General features: G+C 70.6%; 14 protein-coding genes and 1 riboswitch. Of the genes, 11 read left to right on the forward strand and 3 right to left on the reverse strand.

The window, feature by feature from the left end:
• The first annotated feature begins 64 nt into the window (after nucleotides 1-64).
• The 10 genes from clsA to AC6CKD_RS30730 all read left to right on the forward strand — a co-directional run bounded on the left by clsA (nucleotide 65) and on the right by AC6CKD_RS30730 (nucleotide 11,311).
• Nucleotides 65-655, forward strand: coding sequence for a cardiolipin synthase ClsA (gene clsA / locus AC6CKD_RS30685; protein ID WP_478690762.1), 591 nt, complete (start codon nucleotides 65-67; stop codon nucleotides 653-655).
• A 99-nt stretch (nucleotides 656-754) separates the two neighbouring features.
• Nucleotides 755-3,250: a sugar phosphate nucleotidyltransferase gene (locus tag AC6CKD_RS30690; protein ID WP_489409245.1), complete on the forward strand. Its 2,496-nt coding sequence runs from the start codon at nucleotides 755-757 to the stop codon at nucleotides 3,248-3,250.
• 186 nt (nucleotides 3,251-3,436) lie between these two features.
• A complete protein-coding gene (locus AC6CKD_RS30695; protein WP_498331858.1) occupies nucleotides 3,437-4,339 on the forward strand; it encodes a DUF881 domain-containing protein in 903 nt (300 codons plus the stop codon).
• Nucleotides 4,336-4,668, forward strand: coding sequence for a small basic family protein (locus tag AC6CKD_RS30700; protein WP_112452698.1), 333 nt, complete (start codon nucleotides 4,336-4,338; stop codon nucleotides 4,666-4,668). Before AC6CKD_RS30695 ends, AC6CKD_RS30700 begins: the two co-directional genes overlap by 4 nt.
• 5 nt (nucleotides 4,669-4,673) lie before the next feature.
• Nucleotides 4,674-5,588 carry a DUF881 domain-containing protein gene (locus AC6CKD_RS30705; protein WP_498331860.1) on the forward strand — a complete coding sequence of 305 codons (915 nt, stop codon included), beginning with the start codon at nucleotides 4,674-4,676 and terminating at the stop codon, nucleotides 5,586-5,588.
• 483 nt (nucleotides 5,589-6,071) lie between these two features.
• A complete protein-coding gene (locus AC6CKD_RS30710) occupies nucleotides 6,072-6,611 on the forward strand; it encodes an FHA domain-containing protein (protein ID WP_498331862.1) in 540 nt (179 codons plus the stop codon).
• Between the two features lie 19 nt (nucleotides 6,612-6,630).
• Nucleotides 6,631-7,404: a transcriptional regulator FtsR gene (gene ftsR / locus AC6CKD_RS30715; RefSeq protein WP_498331863.1), complete on the forward strand. Its 774-nt coding sequence runs from the start codon at nucleotides 6,631-6,633 to the stop codon at nucleotides 7,402-7,404.
• Between the two features lie 107 nt (nucleotides 7,405-7,511).
• Nucleotides 7,512-7,985 carry a bifunctional nuclease family protein gene (locus tag AC6CKD_RS30720; RefSeq protein ID WP_030009777.1) on the forward strand — a complete coding sequence of 158 codons (474 nt, stop codon included), beginning with the start codon at nucleotides 7,512-7,514 and terminating at the stop codon, nucleotides 7,983-7,985.
• Between the two features lie 180 nt (nucleotides 7,986-8,165).
• Nucleotides 8,166-8,822, forward strand: coding sequence for a MerR family transcriptional regulator (locus AC6CKD_RS30725; RefSeq protein ID WP_374325766.1), 657 nt, complete (start codon nucleotides 8,166-8,168; stop codon nucleotides 8,820-8,822).
• A 209-nt stretch (nucleotides 8,823-9,031) separates the two neighbouring features.
• Nucleotides 9,032-11,311, forward strand: a complete 2,280-nt coding sequence (locus AC6CKD_RS30730; protein ID WP_498331866.1) for a DNA polymerase IV — start codon at nucleotides 9,032-9,034, stop codon at nucleotides 11,309-11,311.
• A 651-nt stretch (nucleotides 11,312-11,962) separates the two neighbouring features.
• On the opposite strand, the gene AC6CKD_RS30735 is transcribed toward AC6CKD_RS30730, so the two are convergent.
• Nucleotides 11,963-12,328, reverse strand: a complete 366-nt coding sequence (locus AC6CKD_RS30735; RefSeq protein ID WP_498331867.1) for a PRC-barrel domain-containing protein — start codon at nucleotides 12,326-12,328, stop codon at nucleotides 11,963-11,965.
• Nucleotides 12,329-12,447: 119 nt separating this feature from the next.
• Nucleotides 12,448-12,546: riboswitch (glycine riboswitch) on the forward strand.
• A gap of 198 nt (nucleotides 12,547-12,744) precedes the next feature.
• Here AC6CKD_RS30735 and gcvP point away from each other — a divergent pair.
• Nucleotides 12,745-15,630, forward strand: a complete 2,886-nt coding sequence (gene gcvP, locus AC6CKD_RS30740) for an aminomethyl-transferring glycine dehydrogenase (protein ID WP_498331869.1) — start codon at nucleotides 12,745-12,747, stop codon at nucleotides 15,628-15,630.
• A gap of 84 nt (nucleotides 15,631-15,714) precedes the next feature.
• Here gcvP and AC6CKD_RS30745 read toward each other — a convergent pair whose 3' ends face one another.
• Nucleotides 15,715-15,921, reverse strand: a complete 207-nt coding sequence (locus AC6CKD_RS30745) for a DUF5999 family protein (RefSeq protein ID WP_112451479.1) — start codon at nucleotides 15,919-15,921, stop codon at nucleotides 15,715-15,717.
• Between the two features lie 269 nt (nucleotides 15,922-16,190).
• The gene (locus AC6CKD_RS30750; protein WP_498331870.1) at nucleotides 16,191-16,811 is read right to left on the reverse strand and encodes a hypothetical protein; all 621 of its coding nucleotides are present in this window, start codon (nucleotides 16,809-16,811) and stop codon (nucleotides 16,191-16,193) included.
• Between the last annotated feature and the right edge of the window lie 491 nt (nucleotides 16,812-17,302).

Here is a 17,302-nt window from a genome sequence, read left to right on the forward strand (position 1 = left end):
ACCGGCTCCTGTAGTGTCAGGGGGCATCGTTCGACATTTCTACAGTCACAGTGGAGGCCCCCGGGTGGAGGTCCAGGAGACTCGGGTTCAGACTGACCGAATTTTCACCATTCCGAACATCCTGAGCATGGCGCGTCTCGCCGGCGTGCCGCTGTTCCTGTGGCTGATCCTGGCCGAGCACGACGGCTGGGCTCTTGCCGTCCTCATGCTCAGCGGGGTCAGCGACTACCTGGACGGGAAGCTCGCACGGCGCTGGAATCAGATCAGCAGCCTCGGTCGGCTGCTGGATCCCGCCGCGGACCGGCTCTACATCCTGTCCACCCTGTTCGGTCTCACGTACCGCGAGATTCTGCCGCTCTGGCTCACCGGAGCGCTTCTCGCGCGTGAGCTGATGCTGCTGGTCATGGTCTGGATCCTGCGCCGGCACGGCTATCCGCCGCCCCAGGTCAACTTCCTCGGGAAGGCCGCGACCTTCAACTTGATGTACGCGTTCCCCTTCCTCCTGGTGAGCACGTGGTCGGGTTGGTTGGCCTGGACGGGGTCAGTTTTCGGATGGGCGTTCGCGGGATGGGGTACAACGCTCTATTGGTGGGCAGGAGTCCTTTACGTGGTGCAAGTCCGCCGGCTGGTGAAGGCGGACGCCACGGCCGATTGAGCTCGCTCGGCGCCTGACTGACGCGGAGGAGTGTTCCAGTCACCGTCGGGACGGGTGAGATCGGCGATTACGCCGTCTCTCAAGGAGGACTCTTCCGACATGAAGGCCGTCGTGATGGCCGGTGGCGAAGGCACTCGGCTTCGTCCCATGACCTCAAGCATGCCCAAGCCGCTCCTGCCGGTGGCGAACCGGCCGATCATGGAGCACGTGCTCAGGCTGCTCAAGCGGCATGGGCTCAGCGAGACCGTGGTCACCGTGCAGTTCCTGGCATCACTCGTCAGGAACTATTTCGGTGACGGCGAGGAGCTCGGGATGGAGCTCACCTATGCCAACGAAGAGAAGCCGCTCGGTACCGCCGGCAGCGTGAAGAACGCCGAGGAGGCTCTGAAGGACGACACGTTCCTCGTCATCTCCGGTGACGCGCTCACCGACTTCGACCTGACCGACCTGATCCGTTTCCACAAGGAGAAGGGCGGTCTCGTCACGGTGTGCCTCACCCGGGTGCCGAATCCGCTGGAATTCGGCATCACCATCGTGGACGAGGAAGGCAAGGTCGAGCGTTTCCTGGAGAAGCCGACCTGGGGCCAGGTGTTCTCGGACACCATCAACACCGGCATCTACGTCATGGAGCCGGAGATCTTCGACTACGTGGACGCGGACGTCTCGGTGGACTGGTCCGGTGACGTCTTCCCCCAGTTGATGAAGGAAGGCCGGCCCATCTACGGCTACGTCGCCGAGGGCTACTGGGAGGACGTCGGCACCCACGAGAGCTACGTCAAGGCCCAGGCCGACGTACTCGAGGGCAAGGTCCAGGTCGACATGGACGGCTTCGAGATCTCCCCGGGCGTGTGGATCGCCGAAGGGGCCGAGGTGAGTCCGGACGCGGTGCTGCGCGGACCGCTGTACATCGGGGACTACGCCAAGGTCGAGGCCGGCGTGGAGATCCGCGAGCACACCGTCGTCGGATCGAACGTCGTCGTGAAGAGCGGTGCGTTCCTGCACAAGGCCGTCGTGCACGACAACGTGTACATCGGGCCGCACAGCAATCTCCGCGGCTGCGTCATCGGCAAGAACACCGACATCATGCGGGCGGCCCGGATCGAGGACGGGGCCGTCATCGGCGACGAGTGCCTCGTCGGCGAGGAATCGATCATCCAGGGGAACGTGCGCGTCTACCCCTTCAAGACGATCGAGGCGGGCGCCTTCGTCAACACCTCGGTCATCTGGGAGTCGCGGGGGCAGGCACATCTGTTCGGCGCGCGCGGCGTCACCGGGATCCTGAACGTGGAGATCACCCCGGAGCTGGTGGTCCGGCTGGCCGGTGCCTATGCGACGACCCTGAAGAAGGGGGCGACGGTCACCACGGCCCGCGACCACTCCCGAGGCGCGAGAGCGCTGAAGCGGGCCGTGATCTCGGCGCTCCAGGCCAGTGCCATCAACGTCCGGGACCTGGAGAACGTACCGCTGCCCGTGGCGCGGCAGCAGACCGCGCGCGGCAGTGCCGGCGGGATCGTGCTGCGGACCTCGCCGGGAGTTCCGGACTCTGTCGACATCATGTTCCTCGACGAGCGGGGGGCGGACCTCTCCCTCCAGCAGCAGCGCAAGCTCGACCGGGTCTACGCACGCCAGGAGTACCGGCGCGCGTTTCCCGGCGAGATCGGTGACCTGCAGTTCCCGGGAAGCGTCTTCGACGCCTACACCGGTTCGCTGCTGCGCCGGGTGGACACCACCGGAGTCGCGGACTCGGGGCTCAAGGTGGTCGTGGACGCTTCCAACGGCAGCGCCGGTCTGGTGCTGCCGAGCCTGCTGGGCCGGCTCGGAGTGGACGCCCTGACGGTGAACCCGGGGCTCGACGAGTCCCGGCCCACGGAGACCGCCGAATCCCGCCGGGCGGGACTGGTGCGGCTCGGGGAGATCGTGGCGTCCTCGCGGGCCGCCTTCGGAGTGCGCTTCGACCCGGTGGGCGAGCGGATCTCCCTGGTGGACGAGCGCGGCCGGATCATCGAGGACGACCGGGCGCTGCTGGTGCTGCTCGACCTGGTGGCCGCCGAGAAGCGCAGCGGCAAGGTGGCGCTGCCCGTGACCACGACCCGGATCGCCGAGCAGGTGGCGGCGTACCACGGCACCCAGGTGGAGTGGACGACGACCTCGCCCGACGATCTGACCCGGGTGGGCCGGGCGGAGAACACCATCTTCGGCGGGGACGGGCGGGGCGGATTCATCGTCCCCGAGTTCAGCAGCGTCTTCGACGGATCGGCCGCCTTCGTGCAGCTGATCGGGCTGGTGGCGCGGACGCAGCTCACGCTGAGCCAGATCGACGCCCGGATCCCGCGGGCGCACGTGCTCAAGCGGGACGTGCCGACCCCGTGGGCGGTGAAGGGGCTCGTCATGCGGCGGGTCGTGGAGGCGGCCGGGGACCGTCAGGTGGACACCACCGACGGGGTGCGGGTCGTGGAGGCCGACGGGCGGTGGGCCCTGGTGCTGCCGGACCCGGCGGAGGCGGTCACGCACCTGTGGGCCGAGGGTCCCGACGACGCGTCCGCGCAGGCGCTGCTGGACGGCTGGGCAGCGGTGGTGGACGGCGCCGGGCACTGAGGCACCCGTACGGGACGGCGTAGGCCGGACCGGGACGGCGTAGGGCCGGAAGTCCGGTGGAGCGGGCGGGGCGAAGGTCCCGGCCGGTCCGCCGGACGTCCGCATTCGGTGGGAGCGGGCGGGGCGAAGGTCCTGGCCGGTCCGCCGGGCGTCCGCATTCGGTGGGAGCGGCGCCGACATGCGACGATGTGCGGCATGTCGCAGCCGCCCCACAACCGCAGTTCGGCACCTCCGGCGCGGCCGGACGCCTCCATGTCGCTGCTGACGCACGTGATGGACCACTCCCTCGACGAGGGCTACGCGGAGGCTTCGGCCCGGCGCGAGGCCGAGGGAACGTCCGGCCTGCCGAGGACCCTCAAGGCCAAACTGGGTCTCGCCGCCGGGCTCGTGCTCGCCGCCATGGTCGTCACCCTGGGTGCAGCGCAGGCGCGGGCGACCGCTCCGGTGCTGGCCAAGGAGCGTCAGGAACTCATCGACCGGGTCGAGCGGGCCGACGCGCACGCGGACGGTCTGGAGCGGGACATCGACGGGTTGCGGGACACCGTCGCCGACCGGCAGCGCGAGGCGCTGAAGCAGCACGGTGGCGAACAGGGCCAGCTCGTGGAGCTGCTGTCCGGGGCCACCGAGGTGCACGGGCCCGGGATCAAGCTGACGGTGGACGACGCGAAGGGCTCGACGACCGGAAACGGCTCCAATCCGCGCGAGAGCGCCGGTTTCTCGGACACCGGGCGGCTCCGCGACCGCGATATGCAGAAGATCGTCAACGGGCTGTGGCAGTCGGGGGCGGAAGCGATCTCGATCAACGGGCAGCGGCTGACGTCGCTGTCGGCGATCCGGGCCGCGGGTGACGCGATACTGGTCGACAACAGGCCGCTGGTGCCCCCGTACGAAGTACTGGCGATCGGCGACAAGAAGCGTCTGGGGACCGCGTTCCAGGACTCGGCGGACGGCCAGTACCTGCACGTGCTGCAGGAGAACTACGGCATCCGCTACTCCTTGTCGTCCGAGGCCGAGGTGCGCCTTCCGGCCGCGTCGAGCCTGACCGTGCGTACGGCTACAGCAGCAGAGCAGCAGAAAGGTGCATCGTGATCGCGGTACTGGGCCTCGTGGTCGGAGTGGTGGTCGGACTTCTCGTCCGGCCCGAAGTGCCGGCCGTGGTGGAGCCTTATCTGCCGATCGCCGTGGTCGCGGCGCTGGACGCGGTGTTCGGAGGCCTGCGCGCGATGCTGGACGGCATCTTCGTGGACAAGGTCTTCGTGGTGTCGTTCCTGTCGAACGTGGTCGTGGCGGCGTTGATCGTCTTCCTCGGCGACAAGCTCGGGGTCGGCTCGCAGCTGTCCACGGGTGTGGTCGTCGTCCTCGGCATCCGCATCTTCTCCAACGCCGCGGCCATCCGCCGGCACGTGTTCCGGGCGTGAGGCCGATGAGTACGAACGACACCCCGCCCGAGGAGCCCGGCGCCGCGGCCCAGCGGCCGAAGGCGCAGCCTCCGCTGGAGCCGCCGGCCGCGCCCGTGGGCCACGAGCCCGGTGCCGGGGCCGAGGAGGGGGACCGGGAAGAGACCGGCGTCGCGCCGAGCGGGCCTGCGCCGGCCGGAGCGGCCCCGGCCGGCCCCGAACAGACCGGCCGGCAGCGGCTGGCGGCCGGACTGTGGCCGCCGCGGGTGAGCCGTGCCCAACTCATCGTCGCGGTGCTGCTGTTCGTGCTGGGGCTCGGCCTGGCCATCCAGGTACGGTCGAACAGCGACTCCAGCGCGCTGCGAGGTGCCCGTCAGGAGGACCTCGTACGGATCCTCGACGAGCTGGACGGCCGGACCAAGCGGCTGGAGGACGAGAAGCAGACGCTCGACGACCAGCGCCGGGAACTCGAGAGCAGCTCCAACCAGGCCGAGGAGGCCCGGAAGCAGACCGTGGAGAAGGAACGCCAACTCGGGATCCTGGCCGGTACGGTGGCCGCTCAAGGGCCGGGGATCGTGCTGAAGATCACGGACCCCAAGGGTCAGGTGCTGTCGGACAAGCTGCTGGACACGCTCCAGGAGCTGCGGGCGGCCGGGGCCGAGGCGATCCAGATCAACGGGGTGCGGATCGTGGCGGACTCGTACTTCTCGGACGAGGAGAACGGGGTCGCGATCGACGGTAGGAAGATCACACAGCCCTACGAGTTCAAGGTGATCGGCAAGCCGCAGGACCTGGAGCCGGCGCTCAACATTCCCGGTGGCGTCGTCCAGTCGCTGGAGAAGGAGCAGGCGGTCGTCAGCGTCACACGTCCGGCGAAGATCGTTGTGGATGCCTTGCGGGCTGCGAAGCAGCCTGACTACGCTCGGTCGTCATCGTCGTGATGCGGGAGGCGGGGGAGACCGGCTCACGCGGGCGAATGCCTGCGGGGGGTCGACGCACCGAAGTCGCGGTGCGTGGTGGAAACTGTCTGATGGTTACGGACGTTGTAGGTATGTCCGGGTCGGCAGGTGTTGCATTCGGAGTTCGTCCTGCCCCACGGGCGGGTCTGTTTCGGTCAAGGGGAATCGCCCGTGAAGTTGTTTGAGAAGTTGTTCGGCAAGAAGAACCGCGAGGAAAGCGGTGCGGCCAGGCACCGTGCGGGGCATGGAGACGTGGAAGGGCAGGGCGACCGGCCGCTCTTCCGCGACGAGGTCGCGGGGGCGGGTGACATTTCGGGCGCGCACGGCGCGTCGACTGTTGACCCTGCCGGTACCGGACGCATAGGTTTCGGTGAACCATCAACCTCAAGTACGGGTGGAGGGTTTGCCCCCGACCCGTATGCCACCAATGCCTCCGCGGGGCAGCCGCGGCGCGAGGAGCCGTCCATGTCGGCCGAGCAGATTTGCAGCAGGTGCGGGCACCGCAGCGATGCGGCGAGCCGGTTCTGCTCCAACTGCGGGGCGCCGCTGCGGGCGGGTCTGACGCCGGAGCGTGCCTCGGAGACCACGTCCACCATCTCGATCTCGGGCCTGGAGGCCTACGAGGCCGAGGTGTCGGGACAGACGCACGTGTCGTCCTCGCTGTCCCCCGAGGCCCAGGCCGCGGTGGAAGCGCTGCCTCCGGGCTCCGCACTGCTGATCGTGCGGCGCGGCCCGAACTCCGGCAGCCGGTTCCTCCTGGACGGTGAGCTGACGACGGCCGGCCGGCACCCGCAGAGCGACATCTTCCTGGACGACGTCACCGTCTCCCGGCGCCATGTCGAGTTCCGCAGGAGCCACGACGGTTTCACCGTCGCCGACGTCGGCAGCCTCAACGGCACGTACGTGAACCGTGAACCGATCGACTCCGTCTCCCTGCACAACGGCGACGAAGTGCAGATCGGCAAGTACCGGCTGGTCTTCTACGCGAGCCTGCGGGGGCACTGACCCTTCAAGGGAAGGTCCCATGCTGCGTATCCCGGCAGGCGGTGCCGCCAAGAGCGGCACCGCCGGCACCGCCTCCTCGGGCGTGCGGCTGGTGAGCATCGGCACGGTGCTCACGATGCTGCGTGACGAGTTCCCCGAAGTCACGATCTCGAAGATCCGTTTCCTGGAAGCGGAGGGGCTCGTCGAGCCCCGGCGCACACCTTCCGGATATCGCAAGTTCAGCACCGACGACGTGGAGCGCCTCGCCCACGTCCTGCGGCTCCAGCGCGACCACTACCTTCCGTTGAAGGTCATCCGCGATCAGCTCGACGCTCTCGCGCGCGGTGAGCAGATCCGCATCCCGTCGCCCACCGCGCACGGGGAGTCCGTCGACCCCACGAGCCCCGCCGCCCTCTACGGCGAGGTGGGCCGGGAGCGGCCGACCGTGGCCCGGGTCGGCCGGGACGAGCTGATCGCCGCCGCGGAGGTCGACGAGGTCCAGCTCGTGGAGTGGGAGTCGTACGGGCTCATCGCGGAGGCGCCCGGCGGCGGTTTCGACGCCGAGGCGGTCACTGTGGCCCGTCTGGTGGCCGATCTCGGCCGATTCGGTCTGGAGCCGCGTCACCTGCGCGCGATGAAGGCCGCCGCCGACCGGGAGGCCGGTCTGGTGGAGCAGGTCGTCTCGCCGCTGCGCCGGCACCGCAATCCGCAGACCAGGGCCCATGCGGAGGCCACCCTGAAGGAGCTTGCGGGGCTCTCCGTACGGCTGCACGAGGCCCTCGTACAGACGGCTCTCGGGGTGCGGCTGCACTGACCCGGACGGGTTTTCGGGCCGCCTCGGGCGACTGTCGGGGGGGCTTCGGGGCAGGCTTGGGGGAGCCCGACTACCCAAACCTGCCGGGCAGGTCCTAGGGTTGCTGTGTGAACGAGCTCGACGTTGTGGGTGTCCGGGTGGAAATGCCCTCGAACCAACCGATCGTGCTCCTGCGTGAAGTGGGAGGCGACCGGTACCTCCCCATCTGGATCGGACCAGGGGAGGCGACCGCCATTGCCTTCGCGCAGCAGGGGATGGCCCCTGCCCGGCCGCTGACGCACGACCTTTTCAAGGACGTGCTGGAGGCGATCGGCGAGGAGCTCACCGAAGTCCGGATCACGGATCTGCGGGAGGGCGTTTTCTACGCGGAGCTCGTCTTCGCCAGCGGAGTCGAGGTGAGCGCGCGGCCCTCCGACGCCATAGCGCTCGCCCTGCGGACCGGGACGCCGATCTACGGCAGCGACGGCGTGCTCGACGACGCCGGAATCGCGATCCCGGACGAGCAGGAGGACGAGGTGGAGAAGTTCCGCGAGTTCCTCGACCAGATCTCGCCAGAGGACTTCGGTACCGGCCCGCAGTGAGGCGCGGGTCGCGCCGTCCTCCCGGATATTTCAGCCCATTCGAGTAGCCTTTCCCCGCAATGGGGTACGGGAAACCACTCTCAGGGTGATTATCACTCGGCGTGCCGAGTGTGGCGATCGTTGACGCACCCCTGGTGACTGCCTACCTTCGAGGTGGCAGGTCAAGGACGGAGGGTCGGCGTGAGAGTCACGGGCGACGGTATGACCGGGGGCATCCCCGCACGGAGTGACGGTGGGCCGTACCCGCTGCACGGTGGTGCGGTGAACTCCGCGCGCCGTCAGCCGGAGCCCGCGCCGGTCGGTTCGGTGGGGCCGGTGGGGCCCCAGGGCGGTGAGTCCGCACCCGAGCAGGTCGGATACCGAGGGCCGACGGCGTGTGCCGCGGCCGGCATCACGTACCGGCAGCTCGACTACTGGGCGCGGACCGGGCTGGTGGAGCCCACGGTGCGTCCGGCGTACGGGTCGGGCACGCAACGGCTTTACAGCTTTCGGGACGTGGTCGTCCTCAAGATCGTGAAGCGCTTCCTGGACACCGGGGTGGCGCTGCAGAACATCCGCACCGCCGTGCAGCACCTGCGCGACCGGGGGTTCTCGGACCTGGAGCGGATGACGCTGATGAGCGACGGCGCCACCGTGTACGAGTGCACCTCGCCGGATCAGGTCGTGAGCCTGCTCCAGGGCGGCCAGGGCGTCTTCGGCATCGCCGTGGGCGTGGTCTGGCGCGATGTCGAGAATGCGCTCTCGCAACTGCACGGCGAGCGCGTGGACACCGGCGAGACGGTGGTCGGCCACAACCCGGCCGATGAGCTGGCCGCCCGGAGGAACCGGGCCGTCTGAGACGGATGGCTGGGGCGGGGCGGGGCTGGGCTGGCTGGCAGCGGAGGACGGGCCGGTGGTCCGGTCCTGGTGCCGGTCCCGGCCCCCGTCACGGTCCGGTCTGGTCTCTGCCCGGTCCCGGGCGGGGCTGCGGTCGTTGTCGGCGGGTCGCTCGGCTCGCCTGCTTCGGGTCGGGCCGATTGTCAGTGGCGTAGGGCAGCATCGGAGCTGTGAGAGCCGCGCCGACCATCCTGCACTTGGACATGGACGCCTTCTACGCTTCCGTGGAGCAGGCGTCGAAGCCGAGCCTGCGCGGCAAGGCCGTCATCGTCGGCGGGCTCGGGCCGCGCGGGGTCGTCGCCACCGCCTCGTACGAGGCCAGGCGCTTCGGGGTGCATTCGGCCATGCCGATGGCCCAGGCGCGGCGGCTCTGCCCGAACGGCGCGTGCCTGATTCCGCGCTTCAGCCTGTACCGCGAGGTCAGTGACACCGTCATGGGCATGCTCCGGGAGCTGTCTCCCCTCGTGGAGCCGCTGAGCCTGGACGAGGCCTTCGTGGACCTGGAGGCGGGCGGCGTCGCCTTCGACGCGGAGGCCGCGCGGGCCGTCGGGGAGCAGCTGAGGGCCGACATCGCCGCCGCGACCGGGCTGAGCGGGTCGGTGGGGCTCGCGGGATCCAAGATGCTGGCCAAGGTCGCCTCCGAGGAGGCCAAGCCGGCCGGGCTGCTGCTGATCGACGTCGGCACGGAGCGGGCGCACCTCGCACCGATGTCGGTACGGACCCTGCCCGGCGTGGGGCCCGCCACGGGGGAGCACCTGCGGCGGGCCGGGATCACCACGGTGGGGGAGCTGGCGGAGGCCGGCGAGGACGAGCTGGTCCGGATGGTGGGGCGCTCGCACGGGGTCGGGCTGTACCGGATGGCGCTGGGCGTGGACGAGCGGCCGGTGGTCGCGGAGCGCGATGCGAAGTCCGTGTCGGTGGAGGACACCTTCGACGTGGACCTGCACGACCGGGTGCGGATCAGGAACGAGGTGCAGCGGCTCGCGGACCGGTGCGTGGAGCGGCTGCGCGGATCGGGGCACTCGGGGCGGACCATCGTGCTCAAGGTCCGGCGCTACGACTTCTCCACGCTGACCCGGTCGGAAACCCTGCGGGGGCCCACGGACAACCCCGCGGTGGTGCGGGAGGCGGCGGCGCGGCTGCTGGAGGCCGTGGACACCACGGGTGGGGTGCGGCTGCTGGGGGTGGGTGTGACGGGGCTGGCGGACTACACGCAGGAGGACCTCTTCGCCTTCGCCGAGGCGATGGCCGGTGTATCCGGGGGCGGGGAGGCGGGGGGTCCGGGTGCCGGTGCCGGTGCCGGTGCCCGTGCGGGGGCTGGTTCGGATCAGGCCGACGGGGCTGCGTTGTCCGGTGGGGGCCCGGGGCGAGAGGTTGTCGGCGCTGAGGGGGGCCAGGAGGTCCCGGTCCGCGTCCAGGGCCAGGCCCTGGGGGAAGGTGCCGGTCGGGGGCCTGGGTCGGGTCAGGGACGGGATGCTCTGCGGGAGCGGGAGCGGGAGCGGGAGCGGGAGCGGGAGCGGGAGCGGGAGCAGGCGGAGGCCGGGGGGCAGGGCGCAGGGTCGGGGCAGGGGCAGAGCTTCGGGCAGGGGCAGGGCCGGGGCGCCCAGCAGGGCCCGGCCGCGGGGCGCGGGAAGGGTGAAGTCGCCGGGGTCGGCCCGAGTGCCGGATCGGGGCAAGAGGAGGGCGTCGTGCCGGGCCAGGCCGACCAGCAGGGTGAAGCTGCCGTGCAGGGTGCCGGGCGAGGGCAGGGTGAGGCTGCCGGGTCCGGCCAGGGGGAGAGTGTCGGGCAGGGTCAGGGGCGGGAGCCTGGCCAGGGCCAGGGCCAGGGCCAGGGCAAGGGCCAGGGCGAGGGCGAGGGGCGTGGGCCTGAGCACGCGCAGGGGCCTGGGCAGGGGGAGGGGCAGGGCGAGGGGCGTGGGCCTGAGCGAGCGCAGGGGCCTGGGCAGGGCGAGGGACAGGGTCAGTGGCACAGCGAGGGGCTGGAGCCTGGCGAGGGCGAGGGCGAGGGCGAGGGCGAGGGGAAGAGCGAGGGGCGTGGGCCTCGGCCTGAGCAAGCGCAGGGGCCTGGGCGAGCGCACGGGCAGCTTGGGCAGGGTCAAGGTGCCGGCTCGGGGGGAGGGGACAGTGCCGGGCACGGCCGGGCAGACCAGCAGGGGCAGGGGGCTGGGCAGGGTCGTGGGGACGGAGTGGGGCCGGGTGGTGCTGAAACTGTGCTTGAGCGGCGGTGGCCGGCCGGGAGCGATGTGCGGCATGCCGTGTACGGGCCCGGGTGGGTGCAGGGCAGCGGGGTCGGGCGGGTGACCGTACGGTTCGAGCAGCCGGGATCCGAACCGGGCCGGGTCCGGACGTTTCGGGTGGACGACCCGGAGCTGGAGCCGTCCGATCCGATGCCGCTGGTCGGGGACCGGGCCGTGGGGGTACGGGGCTCGAAGGCTCCGGAGCGAGCCTGAGCGGTGATTTCGCCGTGCAAGCTTGCCTGGCGCGCCCCGGGGCTGTTCGCTGCCCGGGTCCCGTGCGGGCCGGCAGCGCTTCGCTGCCGCCTGCCGCCGAGCGCCGAGTGCCGGCCGTCAGCCGCGGGGGTGCCGAGCGCCGAGTTGTCGGCCGGGGCCGTCATCCGCGTGGTGCCCGCCGTCAGCCGTCAGCCGTCAGCCGTCAGCCGCCGAGCGTCGAGTGCCAGCGGTCGCTGTGGAGGCGCCGAGCAACGAGTTGCCAGCCGCGGCCGTCACCGCGAGGTGTCGCGTGCCGGCCGTCAGCCTTCGGCCGCCTGCTGTGGGATGCCGGGTGTCGGGCTGGCCAGTGCCTGAGCGCCCGAGTGCGCCGGCTCGCTGTTCGAGTGCCGCTGTCTGCAACGCAGCCGGCAGGGAAGTGGTCCCTGCCCTTTGCCGGGTAGCGAGTGGACCTCCCACCCGTCGGGCGGCTGACTAGCCCCCGCCCGCAGCCGCTGGGGCTCTGCTGTCGCGGGTGCTCAAATGGCTGTTTCCCGGGCCCAGGTGTGGGGTCTGGTGGGGTTGGTCGGCGGGGCCGGTGTGGTCCTTCGTGGGGGGAGGTGGGGAGGGGGGCCGCTGCCCCGGTTCGGGGGGTGGGGCAGCGGGGGTGGTGGGTTAGGGGGCTTCGGGGGTTCTGGGGCCGAAGTCGTGTTGGAAGTCGGTCGGAAGTGCCAGGTCCAGGCCGTAGTGATGGTAGAGCTGCAGCTCCTGTTCGGGGGAGAGGTGGCGGCCGACGCCGAAGTCGGGGGCGTCCTTGATGAGGGAGCGTTCGAAGGGCACGCGCAGGGTGTCGCCCACCATCTCGCTGGGCTCCAGCGGGACGAAGGCGTCCCGGCTGAAGAGTCCGGTGCGTACGGCGGCCCATTCCGGGACGCCCGTGGCGTCGTCGAGGTAGACCTCGTCGACGGTGCCGATCTTGGTGCCATTGCGGTCGAACGCCTTGCGGCCGATCAGACTGCGGGGATCGATGTCGGTCTGCACGGTCCGGTCCCTCCGTTGGGGCGCAACTCCTCCGTAATGACTACAAAAGTGCATTTCCGGGGAGGGGGCCACTCGAGGGAGGCCCCCAGATCCTCGCTGGTAGGCTGGGTGATGGCTGTCGACCCTGTGCGGGAGAGTCCTCCGAGTGAGTGAGACGGAGGCGCCGAAGGAGCAAATCCTCCCCGGAATCTCTCAGGCATACGTACCGCACGTGGTGAGGCCACTCTGGAAAGTAGGGGCGGGTACCGGGCGCGCAGTGCCGGTCCCTCTCCTCACCGACGGTGAAAGCCGGACCTCGTGGGTGATCCCCGCGCGGCCCGGTGAAGCTCTCAGGTTGTGATGACAGAGGGGGAGGCCGTCCGGGTGCCCGCGCCGTGGTGCCCCTCGCAGGTCGTACGACCAGGAGGCCTCCGTACATGACCGCCAACCGCATTTCGCTCTCCCAGCTGGAGCGAGGCATCCCCTTCGAGCAGCGCCACATCGGCCCGGATGCCGAGGCGCAGGCGAAGATGCTCGCTCAGGTGGGCTACGGCTCCCTCGACGAGCTCACCGCCGCCGCGGTGCCGGATGTGATCAAGACCACCGCCGCGCTGAACCTGCCCGAGGCGCGGACCGAGGCCGAGGTGCTCGCCGAGCTGCGTCAGCTCGCCGACCGCAACCAGGTCCTCTCGTCGATGATCGGGCTGGGTTACTACGGCACGTTCACGCCGCCGGTGATCCTGCGCAACGTCATGGAGAACCCGTCCTGGTACACGGCCTACACGCCGTACCAGCCGGAGATCTCCCAGGGCCGCCTCGAAGCCCTGCTGAACTTCCAGACCGTCGTCGCCGAGCTGACGGGCCTGCCGACCTCCGGCGCCTCCCTGCTCGACGAGGGCACCGCCGCCGCCGAGGCCATGACGCTGGCCCGCCGGGTGGGCAAGGCCAAGGGCGACGTCTTCCTCGTCGACGCCGACGCGCTGCCGCAGACCATCGCGGTGATCGAGACGCGTGCCGAGCCGATCGGCATCGAGGTCGTGGTCGCGGACCTGTCGGACGGGATTCCGGCCGAGATCGCCGAGCGCGGCGTCTACGGCGTGCTCCTGCAGTACCCGGGTGCTTCCGGTGCCGTGCGGGAGATCAAGCCGGTCATCGAGCAGGCGCACGCGCTCGGCGCCATCGTCGCCGTCTCCGCCGACCTGCTCGCCCTGACCCTGCTGACCTCGCCGGGCGAGCTGGGCGCCGACATCGCGGTCGGCACCACCCAGCGCTTCGGCGTCCCGATGGGCTTCGGCGGACCGCACGCCGGCTACATGGCCGTCCAGGCCAAGCACGCCCGCTCGCTGCCCGGCCGCCTCGTCGGCGTCTCCGTGGACGCGGACGGCAACAAGGCGTACCGCCTGGCGCTGCAGACCCGTGAGCAGCACATCCGCCGCGAGAAGGCCACCAGCAACATCTGCACCGCGCAGGTGCTGCTCGCAGTCATGGCCGGCATGTACGCCGTCTACCACGGCCCGGACGGCCTGCGGACGATCGCCCGCCGCACCCACCGCTACGCCGCCCTGCTCGCCGCTGGCCTGCGGGCCGGCGGGGTCGAGATCGTGCACGGCGCCTACTTCGACACCGTCACCGCGCGCGTCCCCGGCCGGGCCGCAGAGGTAGTGGCCGCGGCCCGCGAGGGTGGGGTCAACCTGTACCAGGTCGACGCCGACCTGGTCTCCGCCGCCTGTGACGAGACCACCCTGCGCGCCGACGTGGAAGCGGTGTGGGCGGCCTTCGGGGTCACCACGGATCTGGAGGTGCTCGACGCCACCACGGCCGACGCGCTTCCCGAGGGCCTGCTGCGCGAGGACGCGTACCTGACCCACCCGGTCTTCCACCAGCACCGTTCCGAGACGGCGATGCTGCGCTACCTGCGCAAGCTCTCGGACAAGGACTACGCGCTGGACCGCGGCATGATCCCGCTGGGCTCTTGCACCATGAAGCTCAACGCGACCACCGAAATGGAGTCGGTCACCTGGCCCGAGTTCGGCCAGGTGCACCCGTTCGCCCCGGTCGAGCAGGCCGAGGGGTACCTCACGCTCATCACCGAGCTGGAGGAACGTCTCTGCGAGGTCACCGGCTACGACAAGGTCTCCATTCAGCCGAACGCCGGCTCCCAGGGTGAGCTCGCCGGCCTGCTGGCCGTCCGTGCGTACCACCGGGCGAACGGCAACGAGCAGCGCACCGTCTGCCTCATCCCGTCCTCCGCGCACGGCACCAACGCCGCCAGCGCCGTGATGGCCGGCATGAAGGTCGTCGTCGTCAAGACCGCCGACGACGGCGAGGTGGACGCGGACGACCTGCGCGCCAAGATCGAGCAGTACCGCGAAGAGCTCGCCGTGCTGATGATCACGTACCCCTCCACGCACGGTGTGTTCGAGGAGCACGTCGCCGACATCTGTGCCCAGGTGCACGACGCCGGCGGTCAGGTCTACGTGGACGGCGCCAACCTCAACGCCCTGGTGGGCCTGGCCAAGCCGGGTCACTTCGGCGGCGACGTCTCGCACCTGAACCTGCACAAGACCTTCTGCATCCCGCACGGCGGCGGCGGCCCGGGCGTCGGCCCGGTCGGTGTCCGGGCGCACCTGGCGCCGTACCTGCCCAACCATCCGCTCCAGCCGACCGCCGGCCCGGAGACGGGCGTCGGCCCGATCTCGGCCGCGCCGTGGGGCTCGGCGGGCATCCTGCCGATCTCCTGGTCGTACGTGCGCCTGATGGGCGGCGAGGGCCTCAAGCGCGCCACCCAGGTGGCGGTGCTCGGCGCGAACTACATCGCCAAGCGCCTCGAGCCGCACTACCCGGTGCTCTACACCGGCCCGGGCAACCTGGTCGCGCACGAGTGCATCATCGACATGCGCCCGCTGTCGAAGGCGACGGGCGTGAGCATCGACGACATCGCCAAGCGCCTGATCGACTACGGGTTCCACGCGCCGACCATGTCCTTCCCGGTCGCCGGCACCCTCATGATCGAGCCGACGGAGTCCGAGGACCTCGCCGAGATCGACCGCTTCTGCGACGCGATGATCGCCATCCGTGCCGAGATCGAGCGGGTCGCGGGCGGCGAGTGGCCGGTGGACGACAACCCGCTGGCCAACTCCCCGCACACGGCGGCGGCGCTGGGCGGCGAGTGGAACCACCCGTACACCCGCGACGAGGCCGTCTTCCCGGGCGGGGTGTCGGCCGCGGAGAAGTACTGGCCGCCGGTGCGCCGCATCGACGGCGCCTTCGGCGACCGGAACCTGGTGTGCTCCTGCCCGCCGCTGGACGAGTACGACAACTGATGAAGTGACCTGACGAATCGGCATGCCGAAGGGGCCGGTCCGGGAGTTCTCTCCTGGGCCGGCCCCCTTCGTTTCCGGCGACGGCTAGGCCGCCTTCATCACCTGCGTCGCCGCGAGCGGGCGGTGCGGGGCGATGATCTGGCCGTCCGGCAGCAGCTCACCGGTGTCCTCGAACAGCAGGACGCCGTTGCACAGCAGGCTCCAGCCCTGTTCCGGGTGAACGGCCACGGGGTGCGCGGCCTCCCGGTCGGCGGAGTCGGCGGACGGGCATGCTGGCTTGTGCTGGCACATGGATGCGTTCTTTCGCTGCGGTGTGGTCTGTGTGCTGCGGCTCGATGCGTTGTTCATGGCCGCCCCCCGTATCAACGACTTGGCTCGGTCAGGGTCCCCAGTCTTCCCCCACGGCACCGTGTCCGCAGGGATTTCCCGGCAGCTGTCCTCATAGATTGATGACGCATCACCCGTGCGGGCGGTTCAGGTCAACTCCCCTGTCATTTCGGATGGTTCGCTAGGGGCCCGAGTGGGCTAGGCCGAATGGGCAGATCCGGCCACGGGCCGGGTCAGGCGGCCGGGGCGGCCATGGAGGGCGGGACCGGGGGAGCCGTCGGCGTGAGCCGATGGGTCAGCACGGGCAGCAGTTCGGACACGGGGTGCGGGCGGTAGGCGGCGATGCCGGGCGGGGCGGGCGCCAGCGGGACCAGGAGGTCGGCGGCGGCCGGCAGCCCGGCGGAGGCGTCGGCGCCCACCGATCCGTGCAGCCACAGGGTCAGCATGTACAGCTCGGGTACGGAGAGCAGGCGCGGCTGGTAGTTCTTGCCGAGCGATTCGGCCTGGCGCAGCGCGCGTTCGGTGGCGGCGACGTAGGGGCCCTCGAAGAAGTGGGAGAAGGTCCACCCGTCCGCCGTCAGCCGGGTGTCGGCCGCCGCGACGTAGCGGTCCCCGCTGCGGATCAGGAACCGCCAGCCGGTCAGTCGGGTGCGCGGCGGCCTGCCGTCGGCGGTCAGGCCTGAGATGTGCAGCCGGTCCAAGACGTGCACGGGCAGCGGCAGTTCGGCGGTCATCGGCCCCTGGAGGGCGCGCAGGGCCGGGGTGTGCGCCTCATGGACGGCGGTGGGGGAACCGAGGGCCGCGAGGACACTGCGCAGGGCGGGCGCGGGAGCCGGAGGGACGTGCAGCGGCATGGTGGGTCGCCTCTCGCTTGGGAGACCTGTGGGACGGGGCGGGTGCGGGGGTGCGGACGACGCTGTCGCATTCTGGGGTCAGAGGGGGGCTGAGGGGCAATGGCCGCGCGCCCACTCTCTGCCTCGCATACGGAGTTTATCCGACATGTGTTCACGCAGTGTTTCGGCTAGCTGTCCCGTCTATTGCCGACAAGGCGCTTACCGGTCCCGCTGACGTGGCATTCATGCCGGGTGCGCGCAAATTTTCCGCGCTGACCTCGGAGGTTACCGGATGAGGGCTCGGCTGAAAAGCGTCGGTTATCGATAACCGGCAAGGTCTACGCTGTATTTGCGTTCGGGTGCTTGCCAGGTGAATGTGCCAAAGCGCCTGTCGGCCAAACCGGCGCGCGCTCCCCGCCAGTCACGCCCCTTCCGCGTTATCGATCACGCCGCCGGGGCATCATCGACCGTAACGCGCGCCCGGGTGGCGGATCCATTGAAACGCCGGCCGG

The sequence above is a fragment of the Streptomyces sp. GQ60 genome (assembly GCF_059758875.1).